This window comes from bacterium, from assembly GCA_030690305.1.
Classification (GTDB): Bacteria; Patescibacteriota; Minisyncoccia; order Phycocordibacterales; family JAGLPS01; genus JBBUCK01.
Genome location: JAUYHB010000013.1, coordinates 54,924 through 69,323 on the forward strand (window position 1 = coordinate 54,924; position 14,400 = coordinate 69,323).

The following is a 14,400-nucleotide window of genomic DNA, read 5'->3' on the forward strand; positions in this document are numbered from 1 at the left end:
ATAACCCCTATAGTTCTTAGATTCGTTTAAGATATATCCCTCGGCAGTTGGGAAAATAGATCTCTGTATCAGTATACAAGCCTTTCCAAAAACTTCTAAATGTATACCGACTCCTCAAAAAACCAACAAAATTGAGCTTTTCGCCTCGAAAACGGTGCTTTAGGTTTCGTATTTTTTCTTGCGCGAAGGCAAGGAAGGTAAGCATATTCATAAGCCCTAAAAATACCCTCTTTACTCCAGCCTTATGCATTGCACGAAATATTTGTCTCCATTGTTTGTCCGAAAACTCACGCTCGTTGCGATAAATAAACACAATGCTATTTTTGTCCGCACCGATGTTCACCCAACTTATGTCATTGAGAGCATCAAAAAAATTCACCTTATCGCACTCAAGAAAGACGCTTCGTAGCCGTTCCACGCCTTCTTGTGTGTATTCAGATGCCACAATTTTAAGAGACGGTATTCTTTTTTTGAGAAAATATTCAAACACGCCCCCTCCGGAACCAACTGAGTAGAAAGTCCTTATCCCCTCTTTTTCAATGAGAGTAGCAAGCGCCTCAACGCGTTCCGGGAGCTTGTCGTCCTGTCCGTCTTTCCGCAATGAAAGATCCTTAAGCCACGTTTCCCTATCTTTCGGTATTCGATATCGCGGATGTTTGTCCCGAAGTATTTGCCATCGTCTTACAGCGTCTTTTTCTCCATGTATATTCTCTAAATAAGGATCAGCAACTCCAAAAGAAACATAATGTTTGACCGTAACAGGGAACGGTAAGCTGTTTATATATTTGAGAATCTTAATCATGACTTTCGTCAATCATCAAGAATTATTCAGAGAGTTAAATGTATCAATCACATAAGCAATTCGGCGGACATCATTGACTGAAACATCATGATGAAGCGGCAAAACAAGATATTCGTTTTCCAACCTGTCCATATTGGGGAAAGATTTCTTCCCACCGAAAATCGTGTACTTGTCATTTCTATAGTGATAAACACCGCTTTCAATTCCATTCTCGGCAAGATATTTTTTTAATTCGTCTCTCTTTGTCGTAAACACTGTCGCAAACCAGATATGGGCGTCGATGCCATGTTTTCTATACTCTTCTATCAGCCCTTTACGGTGAGTAATGAGAGAATCAATAACTTTCAAATTCCCCAAAGCAATCGCGGCGTTCACGTCATTCATATGATATTTATATCCCGCCTCTACAAGGTCAGCATCTCCTTGTTTTTGTTTTAAATCACGGTCATACCCGAACCATCGCAGTCGGCGCGCTTTCTTGTCGAGTTCGACATCTTTGCATATTAAAATTCCGCCGTCCCCTGATGTAAGTATTTTAATCGCCTGCAAAGAGACGCAAGTAAAATCGGCTTTTCCCCAGTAATCGGACCCGACAGCTTGAGCGGCGTCCTCAATAAGGAGAATATTTTTTCTCTTTGCCAGTTCCACAAGTTCTTTTAATCCCCTGTTGTTTCCACCAAAATGCACGAAGACAATCACTTTTGTTTTTGGTGTTATTTTTTTCTCAACATCACTTACCGAAATATTGAGGTCGTTTTCAATATCAGCAAAAACGATTTTTGCTTTTCGGCGGACCAAAGGAATGTTTGTTGCGGTACACGTAAGAATCGGAGTGATAACTTCATCACCTTCGTTTATTCCAGCAAGTTCGTAGGCTAACTCAAGAGCAGTTGTGCCGGAATTGAGACTACAAACATGCTCCGTATTAAACTTTTCGCCAAACTTCTTCTCAAACTCTTTGACACGCGGTCCTTCGGCAAGTTGGCCGCTCCGAAGCGTTTTTACGGCATTCCAGACGGCATACCAGCTTACATAGGGCTTAAAAAGCTTTATTTTCCTCATAGAATAAAGCAATTTTATCACACAAAGTCAGGGCGCTCTACCCTCATCATTTAGAGAAGATACCTTTGACAAGAGCAGTTTTTGTGATATAATGCGTTTCAGAACTTTGAAAATAACTTCTAACACGTAAAGGAGAGGGGTGTGCGAGTGAAAAATTCCTTTGAGGATTTAAGAAAAAAATTCAGGGAGTTTTATGTCGTTGTAAGAGATGGCCATGAACAGTCGAAGCGTGCCCACCGCGGACACGGCTTGGACCACGACGTCACAGTCGCCCAGATTGCGGTCATGATCGCACCGGACGAAAGAACGGCGGAAAAAGCCTGGTGTGCGGCAATGCTTCACTCGACCGACAGATTGGTTGAAAAAGGAAACAAGGAGAAGGAAGAGGCCCATATGAGAGCCAATCTCAAGTCTCTTCCGGAAAGATACTTCACTTCCGAAGAGAAAGAGGAAATCTTCCTTTCTGCTTATCGCCATGAGGAGTTAAACCAAGATGATCAATCTGTCACACAGCACGTGCTGATGGATGCCGACCGTCTGGCAAATCTGATGCCGGCAGTCATAATCCGAGCAGGCCAGTTATTGTCAGATATCCCCGCCCTTGAGCTTGAATACTTGGAAGGCAAAAGAAATCCGAAAACAACGTACCACGAACCAAAAAGTGTTCTGGACGATCTCCGCAACAATGTTGCGGAATATACTCCTAAGCTTCGCATGCCTAAGGCAAAAGAGCTTGCGATGAAGTATGTTAAGAGGCTTGATTACTTTATCAAATCTCTTGAGAGAAGTTATGAGGAGTTAGACCTGGTTGGAATTTCACTTTAAAGTGAAATTCCAACCAGAACGGGAGCAGAAATTCTGCTCCCGTTTTTTTATTACGACAAGCGAGCGACATCGCGTAAAAGATTTGCTTTTACATGATTCGCGAGTGAAGTCGTAACAAAGGATTACTATCCTTTATAGTTTAATATTTTTTGAAATGAAATCCGCGTGCTCCTTTATTATCGGACGGGGCAATTTCTTGAAGAAACGAATGTCTGTCGCATCCCCATCATGCTGTAGAGTCCCGCCCTTAATCACAGCCAAGAAACAGATGCTTATGGGGTGGCCTATGTCTCCTTTAAAATTAGGATATTCAATAATTCCGAGTATCTTTTTAGGTTCCACTTTCAAACCTGTTTCCCTAAATGCAATACGTTTAACTGCATCCATAAGCCTTTCTTTAAGCATTAGAGTCCCTCCTGGGAAATGCCATTTCCCTTTTGCCGGCCTAATATTGCGTTTTGTTAAAATAATCCCTTGGGAATTAATAATGCAGGCTTCGATGCAGAGACGGGGAACGCGTGAATATATCTTGTTAAATTCTTTCAGAGGAATTTTTTGTATTTTTTTCATGGTAATAGGTATTCTTGTAATCCTTCTTCAAATGAATACAGCGGCTTCCACCCAAGCATTTTTATCCGCGAATTATCCATTTGGTATTTCATATCCATTCCCGGGCGATGAGAAGTATGGGTCTTTATTTTTTTTCCGGTTACCTTCTGCACTTTCTCAATAAGTTCCTTCGCGGTAAATCCGTCATTCAACGTTACGTTGAATACCCCGAGTCCTTTTTCAAGGATGAGGTCGACCGCCGGCGGAATGTTTTTTATGTAGATATATTCGCGATATCCCTTCCCTTCCTCGTGAAGCGGGATGGAATATCCTTCTTCAATACTTTTTTTTATGGCAGCCATGATTTTTGTGCTGTCCTGACGGGGTCCAAAAACATTGCAGAAACGTGTTTCGGCGGTTTTATTCTTAAGAGTCGGGTAGGTATTTTCGTAGGAAACCCGTATGAGAGAGCCTGTGGCTTTGGCACACGAATAAGGGTTTTTGGGAAGTATGATTTCGTCTTCGCGCATACGGTGTTCACATTCTCCATACACCTCATCGGTAGAAACATACAAAATCTTTTTAAGGTGTGGAAGGTTGCGGCACGCTTCAAATACATGCAAGGTGCTCAAAATATTTTTACGCAGTGTTCGATACGGTTCGCGAATTGAGTAGTCGACATCGGTAACAGATGAGGCATGAATGATATAGTCGGGTTTTTCCGTGAGAATAATGCCAACGACTTTTGGGTCAGCCATGTGGTAATGGTAATGCGTAAAAGAACCGTCAATGATTTCCGGGCGGCTTCCTTCGGAAAGATTGTCAATCACTACAACCTCCCAGCCTTTCCCAACAAAATATTCCGTAACATGAGAAAAAATAAAACCAAGCCCGCCAGTGATGAGAATTTTTGGTGTTTTTCCCTTTTTGCCGCCGAAGGTTCGCAGTAATTGAAGTATTTTCGCCTGAATAGTTCGTATTAAGGTAACAATCATAATTTTTGGAATATAACGTATTTTTTACAAGATTGCAAAAGAAATACCGGTTATGCTAAGGCATTAAAAGCGCTGAGATGTCTTGTGCAAGGCGTGAAAGCGTGTGGTGTGAAAGCACGTATGCTCTCCCCTTCTTTCTTATTTCTTCATACTCGCCGGAATCTCCGTTCTGGAGAACAGATTCCAAAATAGAAGCAAGTGAAACCGCATCATCCTGTTTGACCAGGGTTTTTTGAAACACCGCGTCGGAAATGAAATTGTTCGAAAACACCGTTAATGACTCACAGGCCATCGCTTCCAATATTGTCTTGTCAAAGCTTCCTGTAGGCGTCAAATTTACAAATATACCGTAAGTATTGAATATGTCGGGAACTTTGCTGTTGGGAATACCCTCATGAAATTCCAACTTGTTTTTTGAGAGAAGTACTTTTCCTTGTTTCCGTAACTGTTCGCTATACGCCGCATCACGCTTAGGGGTATCGCCATAAATTGCGGCCTTGAAATCTATCCCCCTTTCATCAAGAAGAACGAGTGCCGAAATGAGCACGTCTATTTTCTTAACCGGAGATATTCTGCCCAAAGAAAGAATAGCTTGGTTGTTCTTTTGTATTGAAGGATTTTTTTTGAAGACTTCCTCATCAATACCGACCGGCATGATTTTTGTTTTTTTGAAGCGCACGGTATAGGAAGATTTGGAGGTACAACAAACCGCATTGGAGAGAAATACCGCCATATCTGTAAGAAAATTACCTTGCGAATGATTCCTCCAAAGAATTATTTTCTTTCCCATCAGTTTCCACAGTTTCCATCCGAGTAATACATATTCCTGATTCATGTGCACAAATACCGCGTCATAGTTTTTCCTTTCTAAAATAATGTATTTGTAAAAATTAAATATGTACTTGAACTTTGATTTTCCTTTTTCTTTTCCAAGAGAAAATACTCTGGTATTTTCCGGAAGACTGTGTTCCCCTTCCTGCAAACACACAACTGTCAATTGCTCAGAGTGTTTGGAAAATTCTTCTATCCATCGGTGGAAAAAGCCGAGCATGCTGTCGTTCTTATCTACCTTTTGTGTCAAAATTAAAAGCTTCATATAAGTGTTTTTTTCCACGCTTCCGCCCATTCCTCTTTCGAAAGAAGCTGGAGTGTGAGCTTCCCGTGTGCATTTGAACTTAGTGTGTCAATAATAGTTTCGGCAAGTTTCTCTCGCGGAACAACGATGGCCCCGGCTTCTCTTGCAATACCTACATCAGGAGATATAACAGGAACACCAATAGAAAGTGCTTCAACGATACTCATCCCCCAGCTTTCAGCATGTGATGTGGAAAAAACAATGCGTGTCTCCAGTAAATAAGGAGTCGGATCGCACCATCCCGGAAATTCGACGGGTAATCCTTTTGCCTCTTTCCTTAATATTTTCTCCAAAGAACCGGAGCCAAGCATTATAAGTTTTGCATTTGGCACCTCTTTATATACTCTTCTGAAAACAGATAGTGCAAACAATGGATCCTTTTCGCCTTCGAATCTTCCCAACCAAAGCAGCGTAGGCAGTGGATCTGAAATACGTCTGTTTATATAATTCTGAGAAACTTTTTGAAAATGTTCCCAATTAACATATACAGGAAGGACAAATATGGGTTTAGTAGTACCAGTATCTTCCACTTGTTCTTTAATCCTTTGCGAAACAGCTCTAATAGAATCGGCATGTTTAAGAACAAAGCGGGCAATCAAATTCTTTAAAAAACTTTGTGAAGAAAGATCAGCATGCACCTGAACATTGAACCTTGCGTTGATACGGCGTGCAATTAACCACGAGAAAAGACCTCGCCAAAAAGGATCCTGCGACGTAACCACATCAAATTTTCCCTCGGGGATTTTTGGCCATATTGAACCATTCCCCCAGAAAACCGTGGACAGCTTTTCAACACTTTTTGCCTGGAGGTCAAAACGCGGATGTCCCGGGGCAAAATTTTTATCTCCTGTAATTACTAAAACTTTCATATATTTAATACGTTCAATACTTTCTTAACCAAGTTCTTTTGCAAGTTCCGACAGCATCCTTTCCTCACTGAAATCTTTTATTTTCTGCTTGCCGTTTAAAACAAGCTGCTGTGTCCAGTTCTTGTCTTCAAATACTCGAAGAATTGCATCGGTAATTTTGTCTCCTTCATCGTAACGAGTGAGCATGCCGTTTACCCCATCGACAATTATTTCCTTATTCCCTCCGGCATCTGTTGTTACTATCGGGGTTTCAAGCGCCATAACCTCGAGGAGCTGATGCGACATTCCTTCATAGGAAGTATTCAATACAAATGCATCAGCGGCTCTTATATATTCAAAAAGTTCACCCTGCGGCTTCCTGCCTATGAGTACGATATTCTTATCCATCTTATTTTGATTAATCAATGTTTCCAGATAGGATTTATCCGGTCCTTCACCGACAATATAAAGTCTGGTATCCGGATATTTGGAAATGAGCTTTGGCATTACAAATGTGATGAGTTTGGCAAACCCCTTCCATGGGACGAGACGGCCGGCGCTTACCAGCATATGGCCGGTGAGTCCCAGTTTCTTGCGTATTGATTCTTTTTCTCCCGGAAGTGACGGAGCGTCGAAAGAATTATAGACAACATTTATTTTATCTTTCCCAATGCCCCAATTTATAATGATTTTTTTGAGATAAAAACTTGGAACAATGATTTTATCCGCATGATACGCGACAAAAAATTGAGTTTTTTTCAAAATACGCACCAAAAGAGGGTATTTGTCATATTCCGTCGAGAAAGCATCGAGAAGGTCGGTCACTCCAGATCTTTGAGACCCTTGCTCCCACGCATAGTCACCGACAATAATAAGCACGAATTTTTTCCTAAGTATTTTTGCCGCAAACAGTGACGGCAGCCCGACGCTCACCGGATCTTGGGCAAGGATAATATCCGCCCGAATGCCTTTGAATAAAACGAGAAAGAAATAAAAAATATGCCTTACAATCTTCGGGAAACGCAGCACGTCGCCAAATTTGGCAATAGATATAGGAAATCCAAGTTCTGGAAATTTTTTCTCCAGAAGAGCGGTGCGTGTTGCGGGTCCTCCCACTTGCGGAGGGTATAACGGAGTTGCGATGAGGATTTTTTTATTTTTGTTCATTGCTTTATCTTATTAAAAATTTTTCCCTTGTACCATTTTATTTCAGCCGCCAAACCCTCCTCCAAAGAAACCCGAGGACTATATCCCAACAGGGCTTTGATTTTCCCGATATGAGCCGATGTCTCAAACTGATCCCCCCGTCTGCGGGGAAGGATTTTGAGTTTTGCTTTTTGTCCCATAATTTTTTCGACTATTTGCATTCCTTCTCCGGTTGTCGCCGTTTTATCGCTTCCCATATTGAAAATTTCACCATTAACTTTTTCCAAATTGTTAAGCGCCAAAATACAGCCGTCAACGATATCTCCGACATATGTATAGCTACGAACGTGGTACTCGCTGCCCGTAAAAAAGGATACTTCTTTGTTTTCTAAGATTGATTTGATGAGACGATGATAAAACTTTTCCGGGCGCTCCCGCTCTCCATATACCGAGAAGAATCTTAAAACCGAAACAGGGATTTCGAGGTCACGATAATATGACATCGCGAGCTGTTCCGCGGCAAGCTTGGTTACACCATAATAGGATGTAGGCTTTGGTTCCGTTGTCTCATCACCGTCGGCACGCACTCCGTATACTGAAGACGTAGATGCCTGAAAAAACATTTTAAGTTTAGAAGATTTTTTGGATGATTGAAGCAAGCGTTCCGTTGCAACAATGTTGTTGTTCAAATAGTCCTCAAATGGCGTGGTTGCGGAAATGCCCGGCTGCGCTGCCATGTTAAAAATAACATCGACACCTCTTACAATATTATCAATAGGGTCGTTAACTAAATTTTTAAAAAAAATCTTCCCGCCTTTTTCTTCAACATCTTTTGCGTTAATTTTTTTGATTTCCGGAGAATAATAATCGGTTAACGCGTCAATGCCGACAACTTCATGCCCCAAGCCTAAAAGGCGCTCAGCTAAGTGAGAACCTATTGCACCGGCTACTCCCGTCACCAAAATTTTCATCTTATTTTGTGCCCCATGTGTGGCCGTTTAATCGCACGGCTTAATGGAAGTTTGTTCCCACAATTTATCACAAAAAGGCCTATAAATAAAGCTAAAATAAAGATTCGAATTTTTTAAATTCGTAATCAGGACAGAGTTCTCTGAAACCCGCGTGTGAGGTCTTCGGCAATGCCATTCCAGTAATATTTATCACAGACGAGATTTTTGGCGTTTGCCGAAATCTGTCCTGAAAGGGAAGCGTCTTCCAGGAGGCGTGTAACTTTCGAAGCGACACTTTGAGGATTTCTGGTTTCGCAAAACAGGCCGGTGGGTTCGTGGTCGGGATTTGCATCCGGGTCAAAAAGAAAATCAACAATTCCTCCAACAGGAGTTCCGATAACGGGGATTCCCGCGGCCATTGCCTCAAGAAAAGAATTTCCAAGACCTTCGGAAATCGATGGACGGACAAAAATATCCCCGAGCGAGAGGTATTTTGGAATTTCTTCATACGGAACGGCTCCGATGAAATGCGTTCTTCCTTTAATCTTTTTCTCCTTCGCAAGAATTTCAAGGGAGTTTCTCTCGGGACCGTCTCCTACGACAAGAAGGTGTACGTATTCGGGCAAAAACGAAAGTGACCGGATTGTGTCGGCTACGGCATTTTTAGGGACGAGTCGTGAAGTGGTAATAAGAAATTTTGTTTTTTCGTCCGCAGGCAAATTATGGCGTGTACGCAATTCGGCAAGCTCTATCGTGGCATACCCTTTGAAAAATCGGGCGACATCCACTCCGTTCGGAATAACTTCCGCTGTTTTTGAAAAACCTTCCGATTTTGCGTGAGCCGCAAGAAAATGCGAGATAGCGTGTATATAATCGGCTTTTTTGAAAATAAGACGGAAAAGCGGCAAAAGAATGTTCATACGGCGATGTATGTGCTCAACAGAATCCCCTTCTTGAAGATTAAGGAGAAAGGGAATGCGGAAATGGACAAGCTTGAAGAATAAAGCGGCGAGGCCCGCATACGCGGCCATGATTGACCACACCGCGTCATATCGTTTTCCCGCGTGCATCCAGAGTGCTTTGAAAAACGCAAGAAAAGGAAACAAATATTTGTTTATGGAAAAAGGAAACGCAATGACTGAGTGATTCGGCGCGTCGCCGGCAAAACCGATACGGTGCACCCGCACGTTTCCGATATCTTCAACTGCAGGGAGCGCCCGATCGATACGTAAAGTAATCATGTCGAATTCAAAATTGTTTCCCATGCGGTCGGTTAATTCTTTTACGGCAACCTCCGCGCCTCCGACATACGGAAAATACGTAAGAGAAAAAATAAGAATGCGTTTCATTCCGTCAAAATGTTTGATAGTGTTTGCTCCCTGTTTCATTCAATTATTGTTATTTCGTCCGCCTCATTTTTTTTCGGCTTTGCAAAAAAGATAAAGGCGATCGGGATACCGACAACCGCGCCAAGGCCTACGAGCCATGGCATAAGAGGGCTTTCTTTAGCCGCAAGAGCGGCGGTTTGTTCTGTTTCAGACACAATACTTTCAGGCGTTATACTAGCAGATTTTTCGGGAAGAACATATGCTTGTTTTGTTGTTTTTTTCTCCGATACGGATGGAGTTTTTTCATCAATTTTTTCTTCCTGAGGTGAAGGAGGGGAATCTGTGATTTGAGAAGTAGACTGGATTGGTGGGGTTTCTTGTAATTGCTCTTCCGAAACGGTAACTGAAATCGTATCGGAAGCAGTTTGTCCTTCGTAAAATACATTTAACGCAACCGTGTATGTTCCTTTGGACGTGTAGGTATGGGAGACATTTTTCCCCTCACTTCCCTGCCCGTCTCCAAATGTCCATATGTATTGAGCTGAGGTAAACAGGTCATTGTCTTTTTTTGCCTGCCCTTCAAATATTATCGGTTTACCGATAGTTGTTTGCGTACCACTCGTAATAGAGGCAGAGAGCACGAATAAAGGCGTCTGTGTCGAAGACTGTTCCGTTGAATTTGTGTCCGTGGTGGAAGGTACCGGCGAATCCGCAGAGGATGTATTTGTCATTCCCGGCGTCGGAGATGAAGCACCCCATGTCCCATTTATTTTTTGCAGGGAATTACCGTCTCCTTTTGCTCCCATTGTTTCCGAATACGCTGCGGAGTCGCGTACAAGACCTTCGGCGTCAATAAGACTTACCGTTGTATTGGTATTCTTTAAGCTCATTGCCGTGTCTATAATTGTCGCGGAAAAACCAGAGTGATCAACAATAAATTGGTGTGCGTCAGCCGCGAGAATAAAAAATGTTCCGGGTGAAATCGTAAATGAACCCTGTCCACCGTTTTCCACTGAGGGTTCATTGAATAAATGGTTTGAGCCATCATTAAATCTCCATCCGTCCTGACCCCCGGAAAGGACAACATCTTCCGGTCCCTGATTATATATCTCCACCCATTCCCTTCCCGTATCCGATCCCGGAGACGGCAAGTCATACATAATTTCGGTTATTTCAAGTGCGGCAAAGGAATGCAAAGGAAAAAGAAGGAGAAGTGGAACGAAAAAACGCATAGTGTTATTTATCGTCTTCCAGAACTTTTTTTAAGGTAGATTCCGGAATTTCTTTGGGATGTCCAGACTTCCCTGTGCCTTCTACGGGCGGTTTGGATTCCGTTGATTCTTTCTTGGGCTCTGCCGGCTCTTCTTTTTCGCTTTTTGCCAAAACATCCGCAAGCGCTTCTTTAAGTTCGGAGAGACTTTTTTGCGTCGGTCCTTTATTTTCTTTTTTCTTTTGCTGATATGCAGGAGAAAGAGTGTTGAGAGATACAGGAACGGGCGTGGGGATAGGCACAGGAGAAGAGGACGGAGGCACCGGATATTTTTTCACTGGCACACTATTTTCTCCGGAGCGAAGCGCAGAAAAAGGATTCGGCCGTTTTTCTTCCACAGGTCTTGCCTGTTGGTTGTTAAATGCGGGACGTTTGTTGTTTTCTTCCTTTTTGATGGGTTCGTGCCAGTTTCTGATATATTCCTCGACAGTAGTCCGTGTCTGAGCGAATGCCTGGCGCGAGTGTTCGATAATCTTGTCCTTGTATGATGTCGAAGGGCGGTCAATCGGAGGAAGAGTGGTGGCGGAGAATGGAGGAGAAGTGACTCCCTCAATCATCAGCTTCAGATAGATTTGGGTGAAGCCGAGGTTCACCATGTCCTCGAGTGTAAACTCCGGAGAAAATTCTTTTTCTAGAACTTCGGCGTCATAGGCACCAACACGGAAAATAACCATCGTGCCCACGTTTCCAAAGACAGCGGCGCGCACTTCTTCGGACATCTGCTCGATATACTGATGCGCTATAGTAAGGCTCAGTTTGTATTTTCTCGATTCCGAAAGAATGTCGGCAAACGATTCGTTCGCAAACGACTGGAATTCGTCGACAAAAAGATAGAACGGCGGAAGACTTTTCATTTGGTTTTCGCTTGCATCCGCCCTTGACATCGCCCCGAGATATATTTTGGTAATAAGCATGCTTCCCAAAAGATTCGCGTTCGCTTCCCCCACCCGGCCTTTTGAAAGGTTGATGATGAGTATTTTTTTCTCATCCATCACTTTTCGCAAATCAAACGTCGATTTCGGCTGTCCGATGATGTTTCGCACAAGTGGGTTTGAAATGAATTGTCCGATTTTATTTTGAATAGCCGCACCGGCTTCTTGCATATACCTATCTCCATATCGGGCAAACTCGTCGGTCCAAAACGCCTTGACCGAGGGGTCGGTGATGTTTGCGATAACTTTGTTTCGATAGTCTTTGTCGGCAAGCATGCGGTTAACACCGATAAGTGTTGAGTCCGGATATTCAAGAAGAGCCAGCAAAATGTTCCCCAAAATATATTCCATGCGCGCCGACCATGCGTCTATCCATATCTTCTTGAACGCGCTCATCAGGCCGTTCGCTACGAGGTGGCGTTTGTCGGGTCCAACATCCTCCATAACATTGAAAGAAATGGGATGGTCGGTATCAAAAGGAGCAAAGTAAATAACGTCTTTTGCCCGCGATTCGGGAACATAATCCAAAAGAAGTTCGGCGGTCTTGCCATGCGGGTCGACAAAAGCCATGCCTTCACCGTTTTGTATATCTTGGATGGCCATGTTTTCAAGCATGGTGGACTTACCCATTCCGGTTTTCCCAATGACATATACGTGACGTGAACGGTCTTTGAGTTTTATGCCGAACTTCTGTTTTCTGCCACGTGCATCGGTTTCGGCAAAATATATGACTTTATTTTCATCGTGCATAGAAACAAATTTACCCAAATTATATAATTTTAAGGGCTAAATTAAAACTCCCGAAAGGTGAAAGTGTTTATTCGTCGGGAAGAGCGGAACCGGGGGTATACGTATTTGCCGCGTCCCACAACATCCATGAATCAAGCCCGGCATCATAGGTCGCTTGAATTTGAGCCCGGACCATTTCCTTTGTATATACCGCCCCCAAATCAAAATCCTGAAGCCAGGGCCTGATTTTTTCAGGAGTTGTACTTGCCCTTTTTACCGCGGAATCAAGAGAATATCGAACCACTTCGTACGGTTTTTCGGAGGGATTTGAAAACCCGAGAAAGGTTTTCGGATAATGAGAGGGATACACCATCGGTGCGACAAAATCAAAAAAAGGAAGCGTGTATTCAAGCACTTGTCCGATGTTGAGATCGTCGTAGTTTGTTGCCGTCATACCAAACAGGTCCGCGGAAAGTATCGCCCCGGTTCCCGAGAGTTTTTCTTTAAGATACGAAAAGAATGCTTCAAGAGCATGGGCTTTGCCGAACTCCGGATCTGAAACAATCATCTGTTCACTCCACGGATAGTAAATATCGGACATATTGCCGTCGGAAGGAAAACGAATATAGTCGAAATTGAGTTCGTCAAAACCTGCTTTGTAAGAAAGTATACCGAGGGCAACGATGTAGTCCCAGTATTCACGGGCCGATACATCAATAAAACTCAGTCCTTTATAATCCTTCCAAACAGTTCTGTCATTCTTTTGAACCGAAAGATCGGGGCGTAATTTTGTCATGACCGGATCCTGAAAAACGCTGATTCTTCCGATAACATATATTTCCTTTTCATGAAGCGAAGCGATGAATTCACGCATGTCTTGCGCAAAACAGTTTTCCCCTTCCGCATCGGAAAAACGTGCGTCATTGGTTTCAAACGAGATGCCCCCGCTGTAATCCTTGATATCGATAATAACAGCGTTAAGTTCCGTCGTATCGATAAGATGGACAATATTTTTTCTGAAAGATGGCGTACCGGCGACGCAAGCCGTCATGTAGACGGCTTTAAGCGGACGGGGAAGTATTATGTGGGTAGCGATAATCTCTTTCGGTTTGGTAACGGGTGCTTCAACCCCCTGTGGCACATGTGCGGTGTAAGAAAGTGAAAATAGGGTGGTCGCCCCAAAATAAAATAAGAAAAAGAAAATGATACCAAGAAAACCCCCGATAATAATCCCTTTGGGGAAATGCCTACGCGCCATGGAGTGTCCCGTTTTGCTTTTCTTCCGTGGCAGGAGGAGTTATATCACTAATGATATGGGAAATGGGTTCGGGAACCGGGGCCGCAGGAACAATGTTTTCTCCTGTCTCTTCTTTCACCTTTTTACGCATAACTCTCTTCTTCCCGCCAACAGATGGGGAATTTTCAACGAAAGCCTTTTCACGCCTGAGGACCCACGCCTTCCCAGTCGAACGCTTTGGCCCTTTTAAGGAAAAGGATAGAAAAATGACGTAGAGGCCGATAATGACGTAGAATACCGTCTTCCACAGGGCCGGGAAGCCCAAAAAAGGCATAATAACAACAAGGGCACCCGTTATGAAAAGAAAGCGGTGGGATAGAAAGTTCATAGCGAAGATGCCCTTTAGTATACCTTAGGCGGAAGGAAAAGAAAAACAGGCCTTTAGTTGAGCAATAAAGGGTATTAACCGCAGGGCAAGCCCTGCACCCATTTGGTGCTCGAAGACTCGCTCTCTCCCGCCCCAGAGGGGCGGGGTATTAAATCCTTTGTTACGACTTCGACTCGGACGCTGTGTACAATCGGAATTGTCCAC

Annotated in this window: 14 protein-coding genes; 1 reads left to right on the top strand and 13 read right to left on the bottom strand. The window is 43.2% G+C overall.

The window, feature by feature from the left end; all coding sequences use genetic code 11:
• Window positions 1–16: 16 nt before the first annotated feature.
• Both Q8O71_01415 and Q8O71_01420 read right to left on the bottom strand, forming a co-directional pair.
• On the bottom strand, window positions 17–802 hold the full coding sequence (locus Q8O71_01415) for a hypothetical protein (GenBank protein ID MDP2705040.1): 786 nt from the start codon (window positions 800–802) through the stop codon (window positions 17–19).
• A 15-nt stretch (window positions 803–817) separates the two neighbouring features.
• The gene (locus tag Q8O71_01420; GenBank protein ID MDP2705041.1) at window positions 818–1,864 is read right to left on the bottom strand and encodes a DegT/DnrJ/EryC1/StrS family aminotransferase; all 1,047 of its coding nucleotides are present in this window, start codon (window positions 1,862–1,864) and stop codon (window positions 818–820) included.
• A 141-nt stretch (window positions 1,865–2,005) separates the two neighbouring features.
• Here Q8O71_01420 and Q8O71_01425 point away from each other — a divergent pair, with 141 nt between their 5' ends.
• On the top strand, window positions 2,006–2,689 hold the full coding sequence (locus Q8O71_01425) for an HD domain-containing protein (GenBank protein ID MDP2705042.1): 684 nt from the start codon (window positions 2,006–2,008) through the stop codon (window positions 2,687–2,689).
• 132 nt (window positions 2,690–2,821) lie between these two features.
• On the opposite strand, the gene Q8O71_01430 is transcribed toward Q8O71_01425, so the two are convergent.
• The 11 genes from Q8O71_01430 to Q8O71_01480 form a co-directional block, all read right to left on the bottom strand.
• Window positions 2,822–3,259 (bottom strand): NUDIX domain-containing protein, encoded by a 438-nt coding sequence (locus Q8O71_01430; protein MDP2705043.1) that lies wholly within the window; start codon window positions 3,257–3,259, stop codon window positions 2,822–2,824.
• Complete coding sequence (locus tag Q8O71_01435; GenBank protein ID MDP2705044.1) at window positions 3,256–4,233, bottom strand: GDP-mannose 4,6-dehydratase; 978 nt, start codon at window positions 4,231–4,233, stop codon at window positions 3,256–3,258. The genes Q8O71_01430 and Q8O71_01435 overlap by 4 nt, the downstream gene beginning before the upstream one ends.
• 55 nt (window positions 4,234–4,288) lie before the next feature.
• Window positions 4,289–5,329, bottom strand: coding sequence for a glycosyltransferase family 4 protein (locus Q8O71_01440; protein MDP2705045.1), 1,041 nt, complete (start codon window positions 5,327–5,329; stop codon window positions 4,289–4,291).
• Window positions 5,326–6,237, bottom strand: coding sequence for a glycosyltransferase (locus Q8O71_01445; protein ID MDP2705046.1), 912 nt, complete (start codon window positions 6,235–6,237; stop codon window positions 5,326–5,328). Before Q8O71_01445 ends, Q8O71_01440 begins: the two co-directional genes overlap by 4 nt.
• Before the next feature lie 24 nt (window positions 6,238–6,261).
• Complete coding sequence (locus Q8O71_01450; GenBank protein MDP2705047.1) at window positions 6,262–7,383, bottom strand: glycosyltransferase family 4 protein; 1,122 nt, start codon at window positions 7,381–7,383, stop codon at window positions 6,262–6,264.
• Entirely contained in the window at window positions 7,380–8,333 is a 954-nt protein-coding gene (locus Q8O71_01455) for an NAD-dependent epimerase/dehydratase family protein (GenBank protein MDP2705048.1), read from the bottom strand. The genes Q8O71_01450 and Q8O71_01455 overlap by 4 nt, the downstream gene beginning before the upstream one ends.
• Window positions 8,334–8,458: 125 nt before the next feature.
• Window positions 8,459–9,700, bottom strand: a complete 1,242-nt coding sequence (locus tag Q8O71_01460) for a glycosyltransferase family 4 protein (GenBank protein ID MDP2705049.1) — start codon at window positions 9,698–9,700, stop codon at window positions 8,459–8,461.
• Window positions 9,697–10,872, bottom strand: coding sequence for a PKD domain-containing protein (locus tag Q8O71_01465; protein ID MDP2705050.1), 1,176 nt, complete (start codon window positions 10,870–10,872; stop codon window positions 9,697–9,699). Before Q8O71_01465 ends, Q8O71_01460 begins: the two co-directional genes overlap by 4 nt.
• 4 nt (window positions 10,873–10,876) lie before the next feature.
• Window positions 10,877–12,592 carry a type IV secretion system DNA-binding domain-containing protein gene (locus tag Q8O71_01470; protein MDP2705051.1) on the bottom strand — a complete coding sequence of 572 codons (1,716 nt, stop codon included), beginning with the start codon at window positions 12,590–12,592 and terminating at the stop codon, window positions 10,877–10,879.
• 67 nt (window positions 12,593–12,659) lie between these two features.
• Window positions 12,660–13,829 carry a putative glycoside hydrolase gene (locus tag Q8O71_01475; GenBank protein MDP2705052.1) on the bottom strand — a complete coding sequence of 390 codons (1,170 nt, stop codon included), beginning with the start codon at window positions 13,827–13,829 and terminating at the stop codon, window positions 12,660–12,662.
• On the bottom strand, window positions 13,819–14,196 hold the full coding sequence (locus Q8O71_01480) for a hypothetical protein (GenBank protein ID MDP2705053.1): 378 nt from the start codon (window positions 14,194–14,196) through the stop codon (window positions 13,819–13,821). The genes Q8O71_01475 and Q8O71_01480 overlap by 11 nt, the downstream gene beginning before the upstream one ends.
• Between the last annotated feature and the right edge of the window lie 204 nt (window positions 14,197–14,400).

Bases quoted from the DNA above. Each gene is read 5' to 3' on its own strand.
- Q8O71_01415 (MDP2705040.1), bottom strand. From the start codon at position 802: ATGATTAAGATTCTCAAATATATAAACAGCTTACCGTTCCCTGTTACG.
- Q8O71_01420 (MDP2705041.1), bottom strand. From the start codon at position 1,864: ATGAGGAAAATAAAGCTTTTTAAGCCCTATGTAAGCTGGTATGCCGTC.
- Q8O71_01430 (MDP2705043.1), bottom strand. From the start codon at position 3,259: ATGAAAAAAATACAAAAAATTCCTCTGAAAGAATTTAACAAGATATAT.
- Q8O71_01435 (MDP2705044.1), bottom strand. From the start codon at position 4,233: ATGATTGTTACCTTAATACGAACTATTCAGGCGAAAATACTTCAATTA.
- Q8O71_01440 (MDP2705045.1), bottom strand. From the start codon at position 5,329: ATGAAGCTTTTAATTTTGACACAAAAGGTAGATAAGAACGACAGCATG.
- Q8O71_01445 (MDP2705046.1), bottom strand. From the start codon at position 6,237: ATGAAAGTTTTAGTAATTACAGGAGATAAAAATTTTGCCCCGGGACAT.
- Q8O71_01450 (MDP2705047.1), bottom strand. From the start codon at position 7,383: ATGAACAAAAATAAAAAAATCCTCATCGCAACTCCGTTATACCCTCCG.
- Q8O71_01455 (MDP2705048.1), bottom strand. From the start codon at position 8,333: ATGAAAATTTTGGTGACGGGAGTAGCCGGTGCAATAGGTTCTCACTTA.
- Q8O71_01460 (MDP2705049.1), bottom strand. From the start codon at position 9,700: ATGAAACAGGGAGCAAACACTATCAAACATTTTGACGGAATGAAACGC.
- Q8O71_01465 (MDP2705050.1), bottom strand. From the start codon at position 10,872: ATGCGTTTTTTCGTTCCACTTCTCCTTCTTTTTCCTTTGCATTCCTTT.
- Q8O71_01470 (MDP2705051.1), bottom strand. From the start codon at position 12,592: ATGCACGATGAAAATAAAGTCATATATTTTGCCGAAACCGATGCACGT.
- Q8O71_01475 (MDP2705052.1), bottom strand. From the start codon at position 13,829: ATGGCGCGTAGGCATTTCCCCAAAGGGATTATTATCGGGGGTTTTCTT.
- Q8O71_01480 (MDP2705053.1), bottom strand. From the start codon at position 14,196: ATGAACTTTCTATCCCACCGCTTTCTTTTCATAACGGGTGCCCTTGTT.